General features: G+C 57.3%; 17 protein-coding genes and 2 pseudogenes. All 19 read left to right on the top strand.

Annotated elements, in window-relative coordinates:
• Nucleotides 1-4 precede the first annotated feature (4 nt).
• The 19 genes and pseudogenes from E4Q23_RS07745 to E4Q23_RS24535 all read left to right on the top strand — a co-directional run bounded on the left by E4Q23_RS07745 (nt 5) and on the right by E4Q23_RS24535 (nt 20,981).
• The gene (locus E4Q23_RS07745) at nt 5-469 is read left to right on the top strand and encodes a hypothetical protein (RefSeq protein ID WP_169066092.1); all 465 of its coding nucleotides are present in this window, start codon (nt 5-7) and stop codon (nt 467-469) included.
• Entirely contained in the window at nt 447-959 is a 513-nt protein-coding gene (locus E4Q23_RS07740; protein ID WP_169066091.1) for a hypothetical protein, read from the top strand. Before E4Q23_RS07745 ends, E4Q23_RS07740 begins: the two co-directional genes overlap by 23 nt.
• A gap of 273 nt (nt 960-1,232) precedes the next feature.
• A complete protein-coding gene (locus tag E4Q23_RS25150; RefSeq protein ID WP_423753327.1) occupies nt 1,233-1,472 on the top strand; it encodes a DUF6270 domain-containing protein in 240 nt (79 codons plus the stop codon).
• Nucleotides 1,456-1,650, top strand: a pseudogene (locus tag E4Q23_RS24540) (DUF6270 domain-containing protein); the annotation flags it as partial. The gene E4Q23_RS25150 and the pseudogene E4Q23_RS24540, both read left to right, overlap by 17 nt.
• 42 nt (nt 1,651-1,692) lie before the next feature.
• Nucleotides 1,693-3,747, top strand: a complete 2,055-nt coding sequence (locus tag E4Q23_RS24800) for a class I SAM-dependent methyltransferase (protein WP_336511633.1) — start codon at nt 1,693-1,695, stop codon at nt 3,745-3,747.
• A gap of 166 nt (nt 3,748-3,913) precedes the next feature.
• The gene (locus tag E4Q23_RS07730) at nt 3,914-4,216 is read left to right on the top strand and encodes a hypothetical protein (protein ID WP_169066089.1); all 303 of its coding nucleotides are present in this window, start codon (nt 3,914-3,916) and stop codon (nt 4,214-4,216) included.
• 108 nt (nt 4,217-4,324) lie between these two features.
• The gene (locus tag E4Q23_RS07725; RefSeq protein ID WP_169066088.1) at nt 4,325-4,975 is read left to right on the top strand and encodes a heparinase II/III family protein; all 651 of its coding nucleotides are present in this window, start codon (nt 4,325-4,327) and stop codon (nt 4,973-4,975) included.
• A gap of 38 nt (nt 4,976-5,013) precedes the next feature.
• A complete protein-coding gene (locus tag E4Q23_RS25145) occupies nt 5,014-5,460 on the top strand; it encodes a heparinase II/III domain-containing protein (RefSeq protein ID WP_169066087.1) in 447 nt (148 codons plus the stop codon).
• A gap of 246 nt (nt 5,461-5,706) precedes the next feature.
• Complete coding sequence (locus tag E4Q23_RS07715; RefSeq protein ID WP_336511631.1) at nt 5,707-6,618, top strand: calcium-binding protein; 912 nt, start codon at nt 5,707-5,709, stop codon at nt 6,616-6,618.
• A 93-nt stretch (nt 6,619-6,711) separates the two neighbouring features.
• Entirely contained in the window at nt 6,712-6,903 is a 192-nt protein-coding gene (locus tag E4Q23_RS07710; protein WP_169066085.1) for a hypothetical protein, read from the top strand.
• A gap of 336 nt (nt 6,904-7,239) precedes the next feature.
• Nucleotides 7,240-8,137, top strand: a pseudogene (locus tag E4Q23_RS07705) (IS5 family transposase).
• Nucleotides 8,138-8,319: 182 nt separating this feature from the next.
• The gene (locus E4Q23_RS07700; protein ID WP_336511630.1) at nt 8,320-9,699 is read left to right on the top strand and encodes a glycosyltransferase; all 1,380 of its coding nucleotides are present in this window, start codon (nt 8,320-8,322) and stop codon (nt 9,697-9,699) included.
• Between the two features lie 146 nt (nt 9,700-9,845).
• Entirely contained in the window at nt 9,846-13,139 is a 3,294-nt protein-coding gene (locus E4Q23_RS07695; protein WP_169066083.1) for a glycosyltransferase, read from the top strand.
• A gap of 147 nt (nt 13,140-13,286) precedes the next feature.
• Nucleotides 13,287-14,417, top strand: coding sequence for a methyltransferase domain-containing protein (locus E4Q23_RS07690; RefSeq protein WP_169066082.1), 1,131 nt, complete (start codon nt 13,287-13,289; stop codon nt 14,415-14,417).
• Nucleotides 14,418-14,442: 25 nt separating this feature from the next.
• On the top strand, nt 14,443-14,775 hold the full coding sequence (locus E4Q23_RS07685; RefSeq protein WP_211203674.1) for a hypothetical protein: 333 nt from the start codon (nt 14,443-14,445) through the stop codon (nt 14,773-14,775).
• 135 nt (nt 14,776-14,910) lie between these two features.
• Nucleotides 14,911-17,124, top strand: a complete 2,214-nt coding sequence (locus E4Q23_RS07680; RefSeq protein ID WP_169066080.1) for a glycosyltransferase family 2 protein — start codon at nt 14,911-14,913, stop codon at nt 17,122-17,124.
• Nucleotides 17,112-18,197: a glycosyltransferase family protein gene (locus tag E4Q23_RS07675; protein WP_169066079.1), complete on the top strand. Its 1,086-nt coding sequence runs from the start codon at nt 17,112-17,114 to the stop codon at nt 18,195-18,197. Before E4Q23_RS07680 ends, E4Q23_RS07675 begins: the two co-directional genes overlap by 13 nt.
• An 86-nt stretch (nt 18,198-18,283) precedes the next feature.
• Complete coding sequence (locus E4Q23_RS23675) at nt 18,284-20,422, top strand: glycosyltransferase family 29 protein (RefSeq protein WP_336511629.1); 2,139 nt, start codon at nt 18,284-18,286, stop codon at nt 20,420-20,422.
• Nucleotides 20,423-20,471: 49 nt separating this feature from the next.
• Nucleotides 20,472-20,981, top strand: coding sequence for a hypothetical protein (locus tag E4Q23_RS24535; RefSeq protein ID WP_336511628.1), 510 nt, complete (start codon nt 20,472-20,474; stop codon nt 20,979-20,981).
• Nucleotides 20,982-20,996 lie beyond the last annotated feature (15 nt).

The raw sequence follows: 20,996 nt of genomic DNA, 5'->3' as shown, positions 1-20,996 counted from the left end.
CCAAGTGAAGACCGTCCTTGCTCTTGTTGTGGCAATCTGTTTTTTGACGATTTCGTTTCGTGCGGCCGCATTAGAGCCCGATACCAAGGCTTTTTCGTTTGCGGTCGGGTGGCGTACGATCGCTGGTCAGCCAGAAAACGAGGTGCAGCTAGGGGTTATTTATCGATGCCAGAGCGATTGGTGCGCGTCCGTGGAGAGCTTTTCTGGAAAGGAAAACTATTCGCGCCGACCAATTGGGCTCCGTCACCAAATGGTTGCTCCGTATCCGCGTTTGAACTGCAATGATGAATATCTGACAACAGTTGAAGGCGTTGCTTCCGTGACCAACCAAGTGACCGTAGAGCAAGGAGATAAGGCTCTGACGTTGACAATTGGAACTTACACGTATTCGTGGACTCAGGATCATTCGACAAAAGGTTCCTATTTTCTGGCAGGCGTAAAAAAACTTGCGCACCGGTGGTTCTCTTGAACAGGCTGTCGGGTATGCCTACCAAGGTTCGGGGTCGGCGTCCGAGCTTACCGGGATCGAACAGCTTGGTGGATTTTTTAGCGGAGAAATCGACCATAAGGACACGCTCGCAGGCGTGTCGGCAGAGTGGAAGCACACGGCTACAAGTATAGATGTTCGCAAGTTCCGTCGCTATTCAGATCGGGCCGACGTTGCCTCCTACTCGCAACCTGGGCATCCGGACGTACTCAAGCGGATGCGTTTTCCGATTTGGGTTCACAACAGTCTAGCAATACTTCCTATGCGCGGTGAAGGCCTCAGGTACGTACTCCATGAATACGGCCACGATTTCAACGGAAACGGGTGTTTTGACGAGTTTGGACACAACAAGCTGATGCTGCCGGTACAAAGGGACGGCAATACCATTGCGCTTGTCTTTGTCGAATACACGCCTGACAACCTCGATGGCGTGCCGATGCTTTCGGTTGGTCGCTACTTTCAGAAACACTGAACCCAAGTGGCGATACCGTCCAAACTCAAGGTGCTAATCCTAGGCAGCTGTGTTTCGCGTGACATCTTTAACCATGGTGGCGTGCATGGTGAATTCGAACTTTTTCGCTTATTACGCGCGTAGCTCGTTGGCGTCACTCGCACTACAGCCTTTGGATGAAGAGGTGCATCTCAAAAAAAATAAAGTCAACATTTCAGCGCCGGATGGTCACGCAGGACATCAAGAAACTATTTTTGGCCGAAATCGACAATTGGTCTTTTGACGTTTTAACGGATAGATCTTATTGATGAGCGCTTCGATCTGTATGTCACCAAAGACGGAACCGGATGCACGATTTCCAACGAGTTCCTGGGCACCGAGTTCGACTGCTCGGCCGGGCGGGGATCGATAGTACGGTCGGGCAGCGGTGAGTTTTTTGCCTTGTGGGAGGCGGGGTGGAGTTTTCTCGTTGAGAAGTTTCGGGGCACAGGAGTGTTAAAAAAAAGTATGCGTCAACAAGGTTTATTGGAGTAGGGAGACCGCTACTGGCGAGGCATTTGGCGCAATGTTCAGCGAGTCACGGATTGCCAATGCCAATTGCCTGCTAGACAAGATGTACCGGCGCATGAGTCGCGATTTTGGCGCTGAGCAGTTCATGCAGTTTCCAATAGAATTGATGAGAGGGGCGGTGAATCACCGCTGGGGTATCAGCCCATTTCACTACATAGAGGACTATTATCTTGTTGCCCTGGATATGCTGACCAGTCTGAAAAATCTACAAAAGTCGCATGGAGCAGAATTGTGTGAAGACGCAACACTGCCATCTTCGCCTACCGTTCGCTTGTGTGACTACGATCGATGGCACAAGCCCGTATTCACCTACCCAAGTTTGGATGTGGCGCTGGAGACGGGTTTCCCGCGCGATGGCATCTACCGCATACTTATCGGGGTTGAATCGATTGATCTGATGATTCAAGGCAGCGAAATACTCCGTGCAGGGCGGGGAGGGCAGCCGCTGCTGGTTCCGTTCAGCGGTGCCGTATCTAATCGGAATGATCAGCGTGCTCCTTTTTTTTCAGGGCTTGGCTTGTCGGAAGCGCTAAAGCTGCCTCTTCTGGCCGTATCCGACCCAACCATGGCACGGAGCGGCGACGTGTCGCTGGCGTGGTATGCGGGCAATGACCATTTGCCGAATCTGCCTGACCTGATTGCCGAGATCGTCGATCACTTCTCCGAAACGTTTAGCTGCAAGCCCTTGCTAATTGGCGGCAGCGGCGGCGGTTTCGCCGTGCTGTCGGTACTGCCACGTCTGCGCTTGCGAGCGACCGGCCTGGTGTGGAACCCTCAAACGTCGATTGGCGAATATGGCGCGTCCGCAGTTGCAAGCTATCTTAGGGCGGCCTTTCCGCGTTCCGCCGATGAAAATGGGCTCAATGGCGACGCGTCGGACGAGGTTCAGCGGTTTTCGATTCAGGCAATTCTCGCTGAATCGGGAATCGACCATGATCTCACCGGACGGGAGAAGGCAGGAATAGGGGAACTGCTCTACCTACAGAACCGCGGCGACTGGCACCTCCTCAAGCATGCCGGGCCGTACCTGCGAACTGCAACCTGGGAACGGTTGTCAGCCCATTCGTTCCGGCAAAAGCAGGGAGAAATGGCTTGCTGGTTCGGGAAATGGGGTACGGGTCACGCGGTACCGCCCAAGGCGATGCTGGAGAAAATTCTTGCTGCGCTTGCTGGCGGTAACTCGGCCAGTCAAGTCGCCGTCCTATTGGACGACAAGGAAGGCGTGGAGGAGCCGCTTGTCTGGTTCGATGTGGATGGCGCCCCTTTTCTGACCGCGTTAGCAGAGTGGCGCGACGGACAGGTATTGGCGCGGTGCGAGCTCGGCGCTTCGAAAGGCGGATACGCCCCGGAATCCGCTTTTTATTTGCTGGTTGACGGTCAGCGAGTAGACGCTCGCTGGTATTCGAACGAGCCCTGCGCGTGTTTTTCGCATGCGGGCGGAGGCGACCGGCTGGATGTCATAGCCTTCATCCGTGACTCTCTTGGCAATATTAGGACAGCTCGTGCGCCGGTGCCGCCTAGGCCGGTGATCTCGGTGTCTGAAGAGGCAATTCAGGTACATTGCGTTGGAGCCGAGCCGGGCGCTCATGAAATCCGGCCAGCAGCAACTTTTCCGGAGTCGGAAGCCGATGATGCAAAAGCGTATTGGTCGTCGCTGGACGCCGCCTCTCATGCGACCTACACCAAGCGTCAAGAGTGGTCGGAGGCCTTGGCAAAAGAGCTTGCCCGGCATTCACCGAAGAGCGTTTTTGAGTTCGGTTGCAACGCTGGAAAGAACCTGCTCGCGATGCGCGACAGGATGCCCAACACACTATTGGCCGGCGTTGACGTTAATCGCGCGGCCGTCGCGGTGGCCAAGGGGTTCGGGCTGAACGTGCAAGTTAGCGACGAGTCTTCGCTGAAGGAGCTGGCAGATGGGGCCTTTGATGTTGCATTTACGGTTTCTGTGTTAGATCACTTGCCTCATCCTGAAGTCGCGTTGAAGGAATTGGCGCGCATCTCCCGAATAGCCGTGTATTTGCTTGAGCCGTGGCTTGGAGATGAAGGAAAAGTGGTACGCAATTACAACCGGGCGTTGTCTCGTGATATCGAGACCACTCCGTATTCGTATTCTTGGGACTATCAGGAACTCGTCAAGCGAACACTTCCGAACTGGAGTTGTGTTTCGCGCCCGATGCCGTTGCCAACAAATCTTGGGCTCTTTTACTTTCTCTTCGAGCTTGTGCCCGCACACGCTTGAGACGACAGGCTACTCAGGATGGGTATGCGCCTCACGGTGGGCGGGTCCGCACTAGGGCAACGCTGATTTAAACCGGACAACGTTGGGCGCACAATGCATATACATTCGTTGGTGTCGTTCGATTTCCTATTATTCCATAAGAGAGGAATTTAAATGTCAGCCTTGATTGAACCTGAAACTTTATGGGCCCCGGAAAAATACAGATTTTACAATCAAGCTTCAGCAAAAAACTTTTATCACGTCTAGGGAAATTGAATTATACAAAGGTGCACCGGTATGGGCGCTTCCAACTTCGCCTACTTGGCGTGAGAATCCATTTGGTATCAATACGTGGATGATCTACTATAACTCGCTTGGGTGGATGAACGCTCTTCTCTATGATGGCGTAGAGAATGGGAATGTCGACTCACTGTCGGAGCTGAAAATCCTGCTCTTTGATTTTTTTGCGCGCCAATCCGACGACAGCTGAAGGTACGAATCCGTTTGTCTGGTATGATCACCCTACCGCTTTTCGACTTGCTCAAATTGGCTACTTTTATAACAAATTTCTGAAAGACGTTTTTGTCGCCCGCTGAAGATGCAGAACTGCGGGGGGTATGCTGTCGAGCATGTCGATTACCTTGTTTCCTTATATGAACACCCAGCCCTTCAAGCGAATAACCATGGGTTTATGGATGCGATGGCTGTTTTTGATGCCAGCTTAGCATTTGCGGATGAATATGGTGCCGAAGCATGGAACGTTGGCGCTTTGGCACGGTTAAACCAATTGTTCGATGACATGATTTTTGAGACCGAAGGCTTCAGCGTCGAGCAATCGTTTGGTTATCACTACTATATGCTGCGATTGTTTGATGATGCGCAAAACTATGTGCTGCAGACGGGGCATTCCGGTATTGACGCCTACCAAAAGCGTATTGAGAGTGGGTTGGAAGTCGCCGCACTCTTTCGGTTCGGGGATGGGGCTATACCGGCTATAGGCGACACGCCATTCGGCATGCTTTTCCAATCTGCGAACTTTCGTTACACGCCTAAGACTACAACACCATACGCGCAGTTTGTGATCACAAATGGCGCTGCCGGCGAGCTTCCGCCTGACTTGCTTGTCTACCCTGCGGCCGGGTACGCAATCTTTCGCCCGAATTACGGTTTTGGTGGTGTTGCGCCGGCGAATGATGCTCGTGTTATTTTCGATTTTTTCTGGTCCTCGAGAAGCTCATGGGCACGCTGATGCGTTAAATTTTTGTATTCCATGCATATGGTGAGAATATGATTGTTGATTCCGGTGGACCATATTCATATGGAAGCGCCTGGAGTAAGAACTATTTTCAAGCCTCGCGCGCCCACAATGTAATAATTGCCGATGATCAAGACTTTGTTGACCTAGGCTCAACGCTGCTTGGTTCAGGTGATAGTGAGTATGCGTCATTTGTTACCGCATCGCATCAGAATATACCTGACGCAACCCACGCCCGTACGCTGATTCATCTCAAAGACGAGTTTGTTATCGTATTCGATACAATTAGCGCTAATCGGCAGCACACCTATGATCTTATCTTTCATCTCGACCCAGATGCCGCGGTAACGCTAAATCGTTTTTGCGTTCGCCTCAATTGCAGAAATCGGCTTGTCGATTCGGACTTTATCCGATACAGAGACTTCGATGTCCATTGTTTCAGGCGTGTCGGGCGACAAGCCACAAGGGTGGGTAACTGAAGCAACTCTCTCTATGAGAGCAGCCCCTGCGCTAACAATAACGGCTACTGCGAAGGATGTCACATTTTTTATCGACAATTTACGCACAAAATAGCGTACCATCAGGGTTTTTCTTGAATGCCCCTCAGGAAAATCAACTGAAGAAGGTGTACGTCGCCGATATCGACAACCGATGGATTGTTGAAATTTGTGGCGCTGGGGAAGTTATGGTTAATAAGCCATTGATCAGTGTTGACGACTTGACAGTTGTTGGCACGGAGAACGGCGAAGCGCTGGCAAGGGGGGAGGGGTGCCGATTGGATTGACGGGGGTGCCGGTGACGACAGGCTATTCGGTCGCAGTGGGCACGACCGCTTGCTTGGTGAAGAGGGAAATGATGCCTTTAATGCCGGTGCGGGCGTAAACTATGTGGATGGTGGCGAAGGTACTGACATAATATTCTACGATTGGCTGAAGGAACGAGTGTCGGTTGACTTAGGGGCGTTAACTGCTCAATCTGGCTTTAACTCAGACACGTTAGTTTCTATTGAGGAGGTTTATGCAACTAGGTTTGACGATGTCCTGATTGGAGATGATTCATTTAACACTTTCTACGGTTCTGCAGGCAACGATCTGCTCGACGGTAAAAGCGGTAATGACACTTTAGTGGGTGGCGATGGTAATGACAGGCTATACGGGCGGAGCGGAAATGATCGTCTATTCGGGGAAAATGGCGACGATGCCTTCAATCCAGGGTCGGGAGTCAACTATGTCGATGGTGGTGCAGGCATTGATATAGTTTACTACAATTGGTCCAAAGAAATGCTTTCCGTTGACTTGCGTGTTTCCCACGCACAGTCAGGGGAGATCTCGGATACATTAGTCTCCGTTGAGAAGGTGTATGCAACTAGCCTTGACGATTCTCTGATTGGCGACGATTATGCCAATGCATTCTATGCTGCGGCAGGCAACGACCTACTCGACGGTCACGGTGGAAACGATACCTTAATCGGTGGCGATGGCCATGATAGGTTTTTCGGCAGAGCTGGCGATGATGTATTGTTTGGAGAAAATGGCAATGATTCGTTCAGTGCCGGATCGGGAGTAAACTATGTTGATGGTGGTAACGGTACTGATATAATTTTCTACGACTGGTTAAAAAAGCAATATATTTGTTGATTTGCGTGTTTCCCGCGCACAGTCAAGTGTGAACTCAGACGTTTTTAGTTTCAGTCGAGAGCGTGTACGCGACCAAGTCTGACGATGTCGTGATTGGCGACGACTTTTTTCAATACACTTTACGGTTCTGCAGGAAACGATCTGGTCGACGGCCAGGGTGGAAATGATATTTTAGTCGGTGGAGAAGGCGATGACACGATAATTTCCGGGGGGGGGGAGATGATATCGCTTTTGGCAATGCCGGAAATGACACTTTCGTTTTTTTTTTACGGGATCTGGCCATGATATTATAGTCGACTGGGAGGATGGGTTGGATGCAATTGACCTGAGGGGTGCAGGGGGTGACAGCTGTTGAGCAACTGCAGATAAATCAATTCGGAACCGATACAACCGTTGAATTTGGTTCCGATAGTGTGACTCTCCGCATTAACACTTTTTAGCGATCTTGAGTCTTCTGATTTTTCTTTTTCGCGTGAGTTTTGGCATGACAGGGTTGATCTGATCAAGAGAGGCCCGGTTGGTAGTTTATTGCTGTCATTTTTTGTTAAGGAAACGCTGATTTAATCACCACATATACCTATGATATAATTCGCCTCTCACGTTTACGCGAACCACCCTCCGATGAAGCAGATGAGTTTTTCACAGGCCGAGTTTCAACGTAAGAAGCGACGGACGCGACGCGAGGAGGTTCTTGCCGAGATGGAGCCAATCATGCCGCGGGCAGAATTATTCGCGGTAGTCGAGCCGCACTACCCGAAGGGCAGGCGAGGCCGACCGCAGGTAGGACTGGAGCCGACGCTGCGGGTGTACGTCGTTCACCGGTGGAATGGTCTATCGGATGAAGGCGTCGACGACGCCATCACCGACAGTCAGGCACTACGGGCGTTTGTCGGAATCGACCTGTGCAGAGAGGTCGCACCGGATGCGACCACCGTGCTGCAGTTCCGCCACCTGCTGGAGCCGCATGTTATCGCCGCACCGTCGTCGGTCAAGAACGAAGCCAACGCCCGTGACCCGGACATGCACCAGACCAAAAAAAAGGCAAACGGTGGCACTTCGGCATGAAGGCCCACATTGGCGTCGATGCCTAGATCGTGCTTGGTGTACACCGTCGTCGGAACGGCGGCGAACGAGCCGAACGTTACGCAGACCGAGCATCTGCTGCACGGGGAAGAGAAGGACGTCTTCCTGCATGCGGGCTATATCGGCGCCGACAAGCGGGAAGAGCTCAAGGACCGGGACGTCAACTGGCAGATCGCCATGAAGCGCGCAAGCTCAAAGCCGTCTCGGAAGAGAGCGGGTTTGGTCGGTTGCTGCGCAAGCTGGAATCGCTGAAAGCCAGTATCCGATCCAAAGTCGAGCACCCTTTCCACATCGTGAAGAACCTCTTCCACTACAAGAAGGTGCGCTACAAGGGGCTGGAACAAACGCGGCACAACTGCACACGCTGTTCGCCCTGGCCAATCTGAGGATTACGAAGCGAAAACTATTGGCGCTCAACAGACAAGTTGCGTCCTGAATAGGACGAAAGGCCCGGGAAGTGGCCGAAAATGGTCAAAAACTGCGAAATTTTGAGCAGTTTGACCAAAATTGCAGCGGGATGCAAAGAAATCCGCTGCCGCGCGGCTGGGAAACGCATCGACAGCTAATTGATCAACGCTTCCCTACGGTTCCGTATGGAAATCTCTGTTTTCGTGAGCAATGTGCCGCTCTGTAGGTACGATTTTCGGTGAACTTATGGATGACTTGCTGCATCGTTTAAGCGACCTCTGTCCATCAAGAGTGGCTCTCTCTTCTGGATATCGCATGCCCGGGAGATTGCTTTATGCCGTAAACCATTCGTTTCCGTTCTCGTCCAACGGTTATGCGGTACGCACACATGGTATAGCCAGGGCCCTGGTTCGCGAAGGGGTTTCGGTGATCGCGGCGACGCGGCCTGGTGTTCCGTGGGATCAACCAGGGTTCGGCAGTTCTGATTACGCTAGCTCGCATCGGGTTGAGGGTGTCCGTTATGTTCATAGCCGCAGGCCAAGCCGGCACGGCCTCCCTCCGGCAATGTATCTGGCTCGGGCGGTGGATTCAGTGAGCGAGTTGCTGCGTGTGTTCAAGCCCAGCGCGGTATTGGCGGCGTCGAATTGGGAAAACGCGTTGCCGGTGGCGCTCGCAGCCAGGACACTTGGGCTGCCGTTCTTTTATGAGGTGCGCGGATTTTGGGAAATTTCGCGTGTTTCGCGCGAGCCGGATTGGGAGAATACCAGCGAGTACCGGCAGGTGGTCGAGCGCGAAACCGCCGTGGCGCAGGCGGCGGAACGCGTATTTACGATCAACCGCTTCATGCGCGACGAGTTGGTACGGCGGGGTGTCGCGCGCGATCAAGTGGATCTCGTGCCCAATGGTTTTTCTGATTTTCCTGCACGGTCGCGACCAGCACCCCTTGGGAAAGGTGATGTGGGTATTACAACGCGTTTCGTGGTGGGGTATGTTGGTTCCTTCAATGTCTACGAAGGCTTGGAGGATTTGATCGAGGCGACGGCAGTTGTCCGGCGACGCGGTGTGGATGTCTCGCTACTGCTTGTTGGATCGTCGGCATCAATGGGTGTCGGCGCAGACGCTGTGCGCGAATGTTCCGCCAGTGTGGCCTATCGCGCGTTGGCGCAACGGCTAGGCATTACTGAATTCGTGTTTCTTCCCGGTCGAGTGGGCCCTGACGAAGCGTCCGATTACTACGCGCTGCTGGACTTGGTGGTGATTCCGCGTCGCCCGTTTGCGGTGTGCGAAATGGTTTCCCCGGTGAAACCACTGGAGGCCGTGGCACGGGGAAAGCGAGTGTTGATGTCGAATGTTGCTCCTCTGGCCGATCTGGCGGAGCTGTCCCAAAATTTCACTTATTTCGAGAAGGGGCAGGTGGATTCGCTGGCGGAAAAGCTGGTCGAGGTCTTGTTCGCCACCGCTTGTGCTACGTCACTGCCCGAGTGTGGCGCTCTGGAGATGCTGAGCTGGGAGCGCAATGTTGCGCCTATTGCTGCGGCTTTGGCGAGTGTGCCACAGGGTTTGCGAAGAGCGGCGTCAGCGTTGCGGTGATAATTCTTTCAAGGCAACGAAGTTGAAGCGCTCGACCTACGTGATGTGCGGGTCGGCGTGGGAGTGGCGGGGGCGGCTCGAGTGCGCGAAAAGGCTGCCATTGCGGTGGAGAAGTCGGGCCGGCGGAATGTTCTTGGAGGCGATACGTGAGTAGCAGAAAGCCGGCCTTGCCCCAACGGGATGATCATTTCAGTCCGGACTGGTATTTGCATACCTATCCCGATGTTGCCGCGGCTGGAATTGATCCGCTGCAGCACTACCTCGCGTACGGTCGTCGCGAGGGGCGATTGCCGAGGGAGAACCGAGCCTGCTTGCTCGAAGCGAAGCTGTGGGGTGGTTTTTCGCAGTGGGCTCGTGACGCGCTGGAGAGGCTGTTGGTCGATGATGGCGCGCGCCCCGAGGAGCGCGCCTATGCGGCCTGGGTGCTGGCCGGTTGGCTGGCATTTCAGGATGGGAATTGGTGCAGGGCGGCAAGCCTTGCTGCGCAGTCCCATGCGGCGAACTGCCTGAGCCCGGCCGGACCGGTCTTGTTGGAAGGCGATGCCTTGCGCCGCGAGGGATGCCTGCTTGATGCCAGGCGAGTGCTGAGGCTTGCCTTGACGCAGCGACCGAACACGCCTGACCTGTATTTGGCCTATGCCAACACCTGGTTCGATGAGCCGGCTGGGCGGCGCCTGGAATGGATCAATCGGGCCTTGTTGCTGGGGGGGCTGGCAGCAGTTAAGTTTAGAAACCCAGGGCAGCCGCTGTCGCTCGATAACCTTGCGCTTGCGCCCGTTCCCGCAATCGAGACTGGGTCCCAGCCGAAGGTGAGTGTGATCGTTCCACTCTGCAACGCCGTCGCTACCGTGACCACTGCATTGGAGAGTGTCCTGCAGCAGACCTGGCGCAACCTCGAAGTGCTGGTGGTGGACGACTGCAGTACCGATGGCAGCGTCGAGTTGGTGCGTAAACTGGCGCGGCGCGATGAGCGCGTGGCCCTGCTGCAACATGGCGCCAACCAGGGCGCCTATGCCGCGCGCAACACCGGGCTGGCACATGCCTCGGGAGCTTTTGTTACCACGCACGACGCAGACGATTGGTCGCACCCCGAGAAACTGGCCTTGCAGGTAAAGGCCTTGCTCGCTTCGCCAGCCTGTCAGGCGTCGGTTTCGAACTGGGTGCGTTGTAGCTCCGCGCTTGTCTTCGCGCAACAGCATCCGCGTCCGCAGGCGCAGTGGGTACACGGCAATATTTCCTCGCTGATGGTTCGTCGTGAGGCGGTGGACGTCCTGGGCTATTGGGATGCCGTTACGGTGGGTGCTGACGCCGAATACTACTATCGCATCCTGAGCCTTTATGGGGGGCGGGCGATCAAGGAAGTGCTACCCGGCGTACCCTTGTCGTTTGGGCGGCATCACCCGCATTCACTGACCCAGCGATCGGAAACGCACGCCCGCAGCTTGGATTACGGATTGCGGCGGGAGTACCAGGAGTCGTTCGAATCCTGGCACCGGCAAATACGGCGGGCAGGCTTTTCTCCCTTGCCTGCGCAACCGCTGAAGCGCCCTTTTCCGGCGCCAGAAACGATGTTGCGTCAGCCACCTGCCAACGAGTTCGCGCGATTGCTGGTGGCTGATTTCTCGAGCGATTCGCCGCAGGCCGCGACGATCGAGGATTGCCTGCGCCAGTTGTCGGAGCTTGCTGGCCAACTTGCCGTTTTCCATCTTGCGGACGTTACACGACCGACCTTGGGTCGGGTCAGCGAAGCTGTGCGGACTTTGCTAAGAGAGCGTGGGGTGCTTACGGTCTTGCCAGGCCAGACGGTGCGTTGTTCGAGACTGTTTCTTTGGGCGCATTCCGGGCTTGCGTTGCCGCTGGACGATGCGCCGTCGGTGGAGGTGCTCGATCATGCCTGGCTGCTTGGCGAGCAATCCGAGCCACGGGAGACTCCCGTCTTGCCAGTCTGGATCAGTTGCGCTGGCAGGGTTCAACGCAGCGTCGGCGGGCTGCCGAAGCCGCCCCTTGGGTGGCGGGTACTGGATTCCGGATTGTTCGATTCCGACTGGTACATGCGGCGTTACCCGGATTTGGCCGACAAAGGAGTCGATGGCCTGTGGCATTTTCTCGCCCACGGCATTCGTGAAGATCGTGATCCGGGACCGGGTTTCAGCAGTAGTGGCTATCGGGTGCGCCATCTCCCGTGCGCTGCCAACGCAACGAAGGGCGCGGGAACGGCTCCAGAAATCAGTGCGCTGATCGACTATCTCGAACGCAGCGGAGAGAAGGGCTTGGAGCCTCTACCGACCTTTGCAGGGGCGCTGACCCGGCGCGCCAACGCTCCCATGGTTCTGGTGTGCGCACATCTGGCGGGGCCACAGCTGTTTGGTGCCGAGATTTCTCTCCTCGATGTTCTGGACGGACTCAATCAGCTGCGGATGAACGTGTTGGTCTCTCTCCCCGGCGTGCACCATTCGGGTTATTTCGATCAAATCAGGCAGCGCGCGACTGCCATCGCGGTGCTTCCGTATGGTTGGTGGAAGCAGGGTATGGCACCGTGCGCGGCGACCTTGATGAATTTTCAACGCCTGATACGAGCCCATGAGGTGGACCTCGTCTACCTGAATACGCTGGTGCACGATGAGCCTCTATTGGCTGCAAGAAGCTTGCAGCTGCCGGTGGCAGTTCACGTCCGCGAAGTGCCGGAGAGCGATCCAGCACTCTGCGGCGTTCTTGGGGCCAGCGCGGAGCAAATCCGCCAGCGACTACTGACGCATGCGGACGGCTTGATTGCCAACTCGCGGAGGGTGTTGCGTTACCTGCAGGGCGAGAGTGGCGACACAGCAAAGATGCCGATACATGTCGTGCCGAATATTGTGCATTGCTCCCACTTCGACTTGCCCTTCCCGGCACAGGATGACGGCTTCAAGGTGGCCATGATCAGTAGCAATGAGGCCAAGAAGGGAGTGGCCGACTTCGTCGAAGTGGCACGGCAGTTGGCCACGCTCGCGCCCGGAATACGCTGCTTGCTGGTTGGCCCGGAGACGCCAGCGATTGCGGCCTTGAGAGCACAGCAGAGAGAAGGTGTGGTGAGTGACAATGTGCTGTTCTCTGGCTACGCCACCACGCCGCAGGCAGCGCTGGCCGAGGCGCATGTCGTGCTCAGCCTTTCAAGCGTCGAGGAGTCCTTTGGCCGCACAGTGCTGGAAGCGATGGCCGCCCGGCGGCCGGTAGTTTGTTACAATCGCGGCGCTTTGTCGGAACTGGTGGTGGAGGGCAGGACCGGCTTCCTCGTGGTACCGGGCGATGTGGCGACGGTGGCCGCGCGGGTGCAGTTGCTGTTTCAGGACCCGCAGCTATGGCGACGCATGGGCGAGGCGGCGAGGGCTCATGCCGCGAGGAACTATGACGCAGCCGCTTTGAAAGCGGCGCTCGGTGACGCCTTGGCGCGGTTTTTGTGATCTTCTCGGCAGCTAGCTTCGTCGTGCCTCTGCGCCATCCGGCGGGCTGAAGACGGCATCGCAAGCCCACTTTTTGGGCGCCTGGCCCCGTGCGCGTCGCCGGCTGGTCCGCAGCTCTGGATGAATCAAGCAATAGGAAATAGGTGAATGACGCAGTATCAAAGCTTTCCGGGCGTAAATGGGGCTTCAGAGTCTGTCGCCAAGCTCAAGGCGTTGCGCCTGCCTTCGTTTCAGGGCAAGCGTTTCCTCGATGTCGGCTGTAATGAAGGCTTCTTTTGTGGCTATGCCCGGTTTGATGGCGCATCCGAGGCTATCGGAATTGATAAATCCAGGGTTGCCGTCAGCCGGGCACAGGTCAGGTTTCCGGACTGCCACTTCTTTGCGCAGTCTTGGCAACAGTTGCCGGACGGCAGGTTCGACGTCATCCTGCTCGCTTCCGCACTCCACTATGCGGAGGATCAGGCAGCTCTGATTCATCGCTTGATGGATTCCTTGTCCGACAATGGAACACTGGTGCTGGAGATGGGCATAGCTCCCTCGGGCAAGAGTGAATGGGTTTCGGTCAAGAGGAGCATCGACGAGCGCCTGTTTCCCAGCCGTGGCAAGCTCGCCGAAATCCTTGCGGAGTATGCCTGGAAGATCGTCGGCTACAGCGTTCAACAGGCGGGCGATCCCTTGTCACGTTACGTCGTCCATGTGCGCCGCCAGCGGCCGTTTGTGTTCCTGCTTCTCGAATCACCGGGCTCGGGCAAGACGACGCTCTGTCGGACTCTTTTTGCGAAAGCGAAAGTGCCTGTGGTGTCCGGCGACCTTACCTACCGGAAGCTTTCAGATCGCCAGATCCCCGCGTCGGAGGCCTTGGCATCGGTCATATGTGAGGACTTTTCACCGCAGTATGACCGGGTAGCGGACAAGGTGTTTGCGCAGGGCTTGGCGGGCGATCTGGTTGAAGTATGGTGCCGTCAGGGTGGCGGAGGCGAGTTTGCGCTTGACTCCTACATTCCGGAACAATATCAGCAGGAGGTGAAGGCTGCCTTCGACGAGAGAGGCTACGTACCGGTAGTGCTCAACTGGGAAATGGAAAAGAGTATGTCTGGCCCTGGCGACGCCGCCAAGAAGGCGAGCAGGTATGCAGAATCGCTACTTGACCTGACGGCTAGCGAATCGGCGGGCGTGGCCTTTCAGGTCAAGAGAGTGAGCTCACCGGCTCTGGCGCAGTTTTTTTTCCGGCTGGCATCTGGACCAGCCGGTCAATGGTCAACTTCTTACCGAGCATGAAGGATTCACCGTCTCCGGCTGGGCGTTGCCAAGCGACCTGGATGTCGAGGGGGTTCGGTGCTACGTTCGTTTGAAGGGCGTGCAGCAGGTGTTCAAGCTTGAGAAGCGGCGGGAGGATGTCGTCAAGCTGCGCCTGAAGCACCTGCCCACGGTACCGGAGACGCTGGCTTATTGTGGATTTCAGTTCTCTGGCTTGAGAAAAGACGAGCTGCCAGCGGGGATGGAGTTCGGATTTATCGTCAACGGAGAGGAGGTGCCGGCCGCTCGCCTCGGCATCGCGCAACGCACGCCCGGCAAGCCGTCTTTGAGTCATAAAATTTTGGCAGGAGTGGGGGCAAGGCTGTGGCGTCGACGCTGAGCGCGGTGCCATGAGGATACCCGTAGCGGCACCGCACTCGTCTTCGGAAGCTGTCGCTTAATGTGGCACAAATTCATTCCCGGCCACTCGCCGTCGCCGAGGCCTTTGCGCAGGGTGATTCTGAATGCACAGGGCTTGGCCGATGTCGCCCACGAGGACGGCACGGGGAAATGGCTGGTGACGGGGCCGGAGCCGCGATTGGAATTGCTGCCGGAGAGCGGGCACTACCTCAGCGGCTGGGTGTTGTTACGAGGTGAACTTCATCGCCGGGGTATGGACTTCACGACGGCGCTGCTGGCCGAAGTTGCGGGTCCCTCCACAACCTGGGTCGAGTACCACATTCCGGTATCGCTCAAGGGCACCATTCTTGAACTCCTTTATTTTCAGCCTGGTGTGGTACGGCTGGAGTTTCAGCCCATGGGGGGGGGCGGAAGTTTCGAACTGCTGAACTTTTCCCTGCAAAAGGTCAATGCCGCCGGGGTAGCACTGCGACGAGTGCAGCGAGTACGGCACATTTTCCTCACCAAGCCACGCAGTCAGCGTGAAAAAATCGGTCTGCACTGGCATACGCCACTCCTGGGTTTGAAGAAATCGTATGAGCTTGCAGGTCGCCTGCGGGGCTACTACCCCACCCTGAGCTATGCTCAATGGCTGGAGCGCGTTGATGCCCTGACCGGTGATGACCGCCGAGGTATGCTTCGGCACTCAAAGCAGTGGCGGAAACGGCCAGCTTTCGGGCTGCTGGTTTTCGCCGGGGTGACAGAGATCGATCAACTGAAGATCACTCTAAACTCACTCCAGAGCCAGCTCTATCTCCATGTGCGTGTGCTGGTGCTGGCACCGGAAAACGAGCTGACAGACATGCGGGAAGCACTCTCGATCGGCCCCGAGTGGCTCAGTGTGCACTCGCTGCAAGGCCTGCAGCGTGCCGACGAGAGTTCTGTTTCAGGGCACGGCGAACACGACTGGTGGATGACGATCCCAGCCGGGGCGGTTCTTGCCGAGCACGCCTTGTATTGGTACGCCAGTACGGCCTTGTCATCTCCGCAGAGCAGGCTGCTTTACTCGGATCATGACCATCTGGACGCTGACGGTTGCCGCGTTGAGCCGGAGTTCAAACCGGATTGGTCGCTCGAACTGCTGCGCTCGTCAAATTATCTTCGCTCGGCGGTGGCGCTACGCGCGGATCTGGTGGCAGAAGTGTCGTCAGTAGCGCTCGAGAGTGTTGCCATGGCTCTCGCAAATGGTATGGCGGGGGAAGGTTTGCATGCTTATCTCCTGCGCGCGACAGAGCGAATTCCTTCTGCGGCGATACAACACATAACGGCCGTATTGCTGCACTTGCCAAAGCCGGCAGGCGACGGGTTTGTGGGTGACGAAGCGCTGCTGATTCAGCCGGTGGCTGGGCACTTGTCGCGTTTGGGGGTCGACGCGGACACCACGTTGTCCAAACACCACTATTGCCGGGTGCGTTACAAGTTGCCGGCGCTTGGCCCAATGGTCACTATCATCATTCCGACGCGCGACGAGTTGCATCATTTGCATGCCTGCGTCGAGAGCGTGTTGTCCAGGAGTACCTATCGAAATTTCGAGTTGCTGGTGGTCGATAACCAGAGTAGCGATGCGGAGACCCTGCAGTATCTGAGGGCACTGGAAGGGCGTTCTCAGGTCCGTGTCTTGCGCTATCCACAGGCTTTCAACTTTTCGGCGATCAACAATTTCGCTACTGCAAACGCCTTCGGTGAGGTGCTCTGCTTGCTTAACAACGATACCGAAGTCATCACTCCGGACTGGCTCGAGGAAATGCTCGGCCATCTGATCCAGGCGGACGTGGGCGTGGTTGGTGCCAAGCTTTATTTCGGCGATGGTCGGGTGCAGCACGCGGGCGACACCGTCGGTCCGGGTGGCCTGGCCCATCATCTGCATTCCTTCCTGGCGCACGATGCGCCGGGCTATTGCGGCCGGGCTGTGCAGGCACAAGACCTGTCAGCGGTCACCGGAGCGTGCCTGTTGACCTGGAAAAAGCTCTATCAGGATCTCGGGGGGCTGGATGCCGTCAACCTGCTCGTGGCATTCAACGATGTTGATTATTGCTTGCGTGTTCGCGACGCGAAGCGCCGCGTGGTATGGACGCCCTATGCCGAGTTGTATCACCACGAGTCGGTTTCCCGGGGCAAGGAGGACAGCCCGGAAAAAATCAGGCGTGCGCGGCGAGAAGTGCAATACATGCGCAAGCGTTGGCAGGGCATTCTCCATCATGACCCGTTCTACAATCCGAACCTGAGCTACGAGCGGCCGGATTTCTCCTTGAGCCATTCGCCAGCAGTCAGCAAGCCGTGGTTGCCTTAAAGGTGCCGCCTGCCGATTCTCGGGCATCGCTGCTGAACATCGCCTTTCTGGCGTGCAACCGCAATCCACAGCTCTTTTGGCGGGACCCTTCCTTCGTGTATCGCTGCGAAAACCTGGGCCTGGCGCTGCAGAAGCTCGGTCACCGAGTGACCTGGCTGCATTGGTCAAAGCTGCGCCCCGGGCAGCGCTTCGACGTGGCGGTCTTTCATCGTCCGCGCTATTCCCTGATCTGGCGATCGCTGTTGTGGTGGTTGCGACGTCAGGGGACGACCGTGTTGGCGGAAGTGGACGATCTGATATTCGATCCGCAGCTGTCGCGCTACAGCCCGGGTGTGGTCAATGCGCAAATGGCGCTGGCGAAGGTCACGCGGCAGTTTGCCGAGCATGCGGCAGCACTCGCCTGTTTCGACCGGGTGAGCGTTTCGACGGACGCCTTGGCGGCGCATGTACGACGTTGTTTTCCGGACGTGGCAGTTCTGGTGTTGCCGAACGCGGTACATATGAGCTGGCGAGATGCCAAAAGAGATTGCGGAGCAACTCTTGATCAGCCTGTGGTCACCTATTTTCCGGGCACACGCAGCCATGATCGAGATTTCGATGTGTATGCTTCTGGAATTGAAAGCTTCCTGCACGCCAATCCTCGGGCACGGCTGGAAGTCACTGGTCCGTTGCGCTTCGACCTGCGAGCCCGCCAGGGTCAGGTTGTGCACCACGAAAAAGTCCCCTTTGCTGCCTTCGCTGAACGTGTGCGAACGGCATGGGTCAATCTCGCGCCGCTGGAAGTGACGCCGTTCACCCAATGCAAGTCGGCGCTGAAAGTCCTGGAAGCGGGCTTTTGGGGTACTCCGACCGTGTGTTCGCCGCTACCCGATGCCGAGCGCTTTCTCCCCTGCGGGGCACTGTTTGCGTCCGATGCTGAGGAGTGTCTTGCCGCGCTGCAGAACTTACTCGTGCCTGCCTGTTATGCCGCGACGACGCACGAACTCTCGGCACGAGTGCTGGCGCAGGCTGACGTCTGGCGGAATGCAGACGCGTTCCTGCAGTTCGTCGAGGGAAAGTCCTGCGCGGCGTGATGACGATCACGAATCCGAAAGCAAACTGGCTTGGCTGGCGTGGGCAAAACAGCTTGCCGCGGTGGACGCGTTGGGCGCCGCTGGCAGTGCTGGCATGGATCGCACGGCGCCGCCGCGCTGCCGGTTGGTACGACCAGCGCACGCTGCGCCTGTACCAGAGAATCTGGGCCCGGGGGCGAAGTCCGCAGAGCTTGCTGGGCTATCTGACGTTCCGGCGTGATCTGGGGCGGCCGTTGGTACAGCGGCATCGACCGTTCCTGGTGCAGGCATCAGAGCAGTTGGCTGGGTCGCAGCAGCGGATGGCATTTGATCTGCTGACTGAGGCGGGATACCCGCCAGGAGCGCCAATCGCGAATTGTCCGGCGTGTGAAATCAAGAGCCGTGTACGACTCATGCAAGGAGAGTGGCGCGAGCAGTTCGCTCAGTGGCTGTTGGACAGAAGTGCCCATGGCATCTGCGTGCTTGGCAACGGCGGCAGCCTGATCGGCTCGGGCCTGGGTAGTGAGATCGATGGGCATGGCGTGGTGGTGCGCTTCAACCAGTTCAACGGGGGCTCCAGTCGCGCGGTCGATATTGGTGCTCGCGTCGATGTGTGGGTCACGGCGCCGGGATTTTCGGGGCCGGTGCCGCAAGGGGTGCAATGGGTGGTGGTGAGCGGCCCGGAAATGGCGTTCAGACTTCAGGATTGGCGTCGATTTGAAGCGTCCTGGCAGGACGGAACCCGGCTGCTGACCGTGCCACTGCAAACTTGGTCCGAACTGGTGAGAGCCTTGCAGGCGCCGCCCAGCGCGGGGCTGTTGTTTCTGGCTTGGGTGAAGTCTTTTCTGGGATCGTGGTCAAGTGTTCGTGGCCTAGGTTTTGGCAGCACGGCTAGCGGATTGATGCCCTATCATCATGCCAATAGCCGGCGGCTGGCAGGGAGTCGCCACAACTGGCCAGCAGAACGCATGCTCCTGCGGAACTGGCAGCAGCAGGGATTGAATGTTGAGCTTTCGGCGGAAGCCTTGACCACGGCTGTGTTCGGCACCACGTCGCGCGCCATGGCGCGCCTGCCGGGACTTCCTGCCTTGCTTGACGCGGAAGTCACGTATCTGGGCCTGACGACGCACAGGCAGGGGCTTTCCGGGGTGCTTGCCTGGGGCCGCAAGCCGAGTGCGGCGAAGGCAGAGAAAGTCGCCAAAGGCCTTGGCATGCCGCTCGTACGCCTGGAAGACGGGTTCCTGCGCTCGCTAGGGCTGGGCAATAGTGATCCGCCGCTTTCGATTGTCGTCGACGATCTGGGCATCTACTATGACGCAAGCAATCCATCGCGCCTGGAAGGGCTGGTCGCCACCGCACTGACGGATGGCCGGCAGGTCCGGGCGCAAGCTTTGATCGCGCGCTGGCGGGCGGCCAGGGTGTCGAAATACAACCACGCTCGAGAATGGTTGCCGCCGTTGCAGGCACCCATTCAAGACCGGGACGGTCCGTCGACACCGCCATGCTCCGGATCAGGCGTGAGTGCCGCGCACTTTGTCGGGGCGCGGCGCTACGTGTTGGCGGTCGATCAAACTGTCGGTGACGCTTCGATCCGCTATGGCTTGGCCGACGCATCCAGTTTTCACGCGATGCTGGCGGCCGCGTTGGCCGAGAATCCTGATTGCCAGGTGCTACTCAAAGTCCATCCCGAGGTGGCGGCGGGAACCAAGCTGGGGCACTTCGATCTCGTCGCCTCGGCCAGGGATCCCCGGGTGTGTGTTCTGGCGCAGGATGTTCATCCGGTGATGCTCGTGGAGAATGCCGAGGCGGTTTATGTCGTGACCTCGCAAATGGGTTTCGAGGGCTTGCTTTGGGGAAAGCGGGTGCGCAGCTTTGGCATGCCTTTCTATGCCGGCTGGGGCCTCACGGTGGATGATCTCGAGGCGCCTTCGCGGCGCCAGCCGGTGCCGCTGGAGAGCCTGGTGCATGCGACGCTGGTGGACTATGCGCGCTATATTGATCCCGAAACAGGCAAGCGCTGCGAAGTGGAGCGCCTGCTCGACTGGATGGGTCTGCGGCGACGGATGCGTGAGCGTTTTCCGCCTGAGATAGGGGCGATTGGTTTTTCAGGTTGGAAGAAGCCGATTGTCAGAGATTTCTTTCAGGGGTCCCGGGTGCGTTTTGCCGGCACTGCTGACGCCCTGCCTGAGCAGGCAGTGGTGGCAATCTGGGGGGCGCAAGGCGCTGGTTCAGGCGCCTCCCTTTGATACTGGAAAGACCGGGATTGTCAGGATCGAGGATGGCTTTCTGCGCTCGGTGGGGCTGGGAGCGGATCTGGTGCGTCCCTTGTCATGGGTGATGGACGGGCGAGGGATTTATTACGATGCAACGCGGCCTTCAGATCTTGAGGTGCTGTTGCAGACCGGCAGTTTCGAGGCGGACTTGCTGGCGCGGGCGCAGCTCTTGCGGAAGCGCCTGGTTTCGACCGGGGTGACCAAGTACAACGTCGGCGGAGGAGGGTGGTGTCGACCAGCGCACACTCGCAAGCATGCGCCACTGCCGCAGTCGTCCGCCTACTCCCCAGCTGCCCTCGCTGGGCGTTCGGCGGGGTCGCCTTTTACGCGAGTGATTCTGGTACCCGGCCAAGTGGAATCGGACGCTTCTCTCGCTTATGGTGCCCCAGGTATTCGCCGGAACCGGGATCTGCTTCGCGCCGTACGCCTGGCCAGTCCCGATGCCTATGTGATCTACAAGCCGCATCCAGACGTCGCGGCTGGCTTGCGCCGTCAGGGGGGAGGACGAGGAAGATGCCGCTCGTTGGTGTGACGAAGTGGTGGTGGA

Origin of the sequence: Candidatus Accumulibacter phosphatis (assembly GCF_012939955.1) — a bacterium.
Taxonomy (GTDB): Bacteria; Pseudomonadota; Gammaproteobacteria; order Burkholderiales; family Rhodocyclaceae; genus Accumulibacter; species Accumulibacter delftensis.
This window is presented reverse-complemented; position numbering and strand designations above follow the sequence as displayed.

Excerpts from the sequence above, each read along its gene's own strand:
- E4Q23_RS07700 (WP_336511630.1), top strand. The coding sequence starts at position 8,320 with ATGTGCCGCTCTGTAGGTACGATTTTCGGTGAACTTATGGATGACTTG.
- E4Q23_RS07690 (WP_169066082.1), top strand. The coding sequence starts at position 13,287 with ATGACGCAGTATCAAAGCTTTCCGGGCGTAAATGGGGCTTCAGAGTCT.
- E4Q23_RS07725 (WP_169066088.1), top strand. The coding sequence starts at position 4,325 with ATGCAGAACTGCGGGGGGTATGCTGTCGAGCATGTCGATTACCTTGTT.
- E4Q23_RS25145 (WP_169066087.1), top strand. The coding sequence starts at position 5,014 with ATGATTGTTGATTCCGGTGGACCATATTCATATGGAAGCGCCTGGAGT.
- E4Q23_RS24800 (WP_336511633.1), top strand. The coding sequence starts at position 1,693 with ATGCTGACCAGTCTGAAAAATCTACAAAAGTCGCATGGAGCAGAATTG.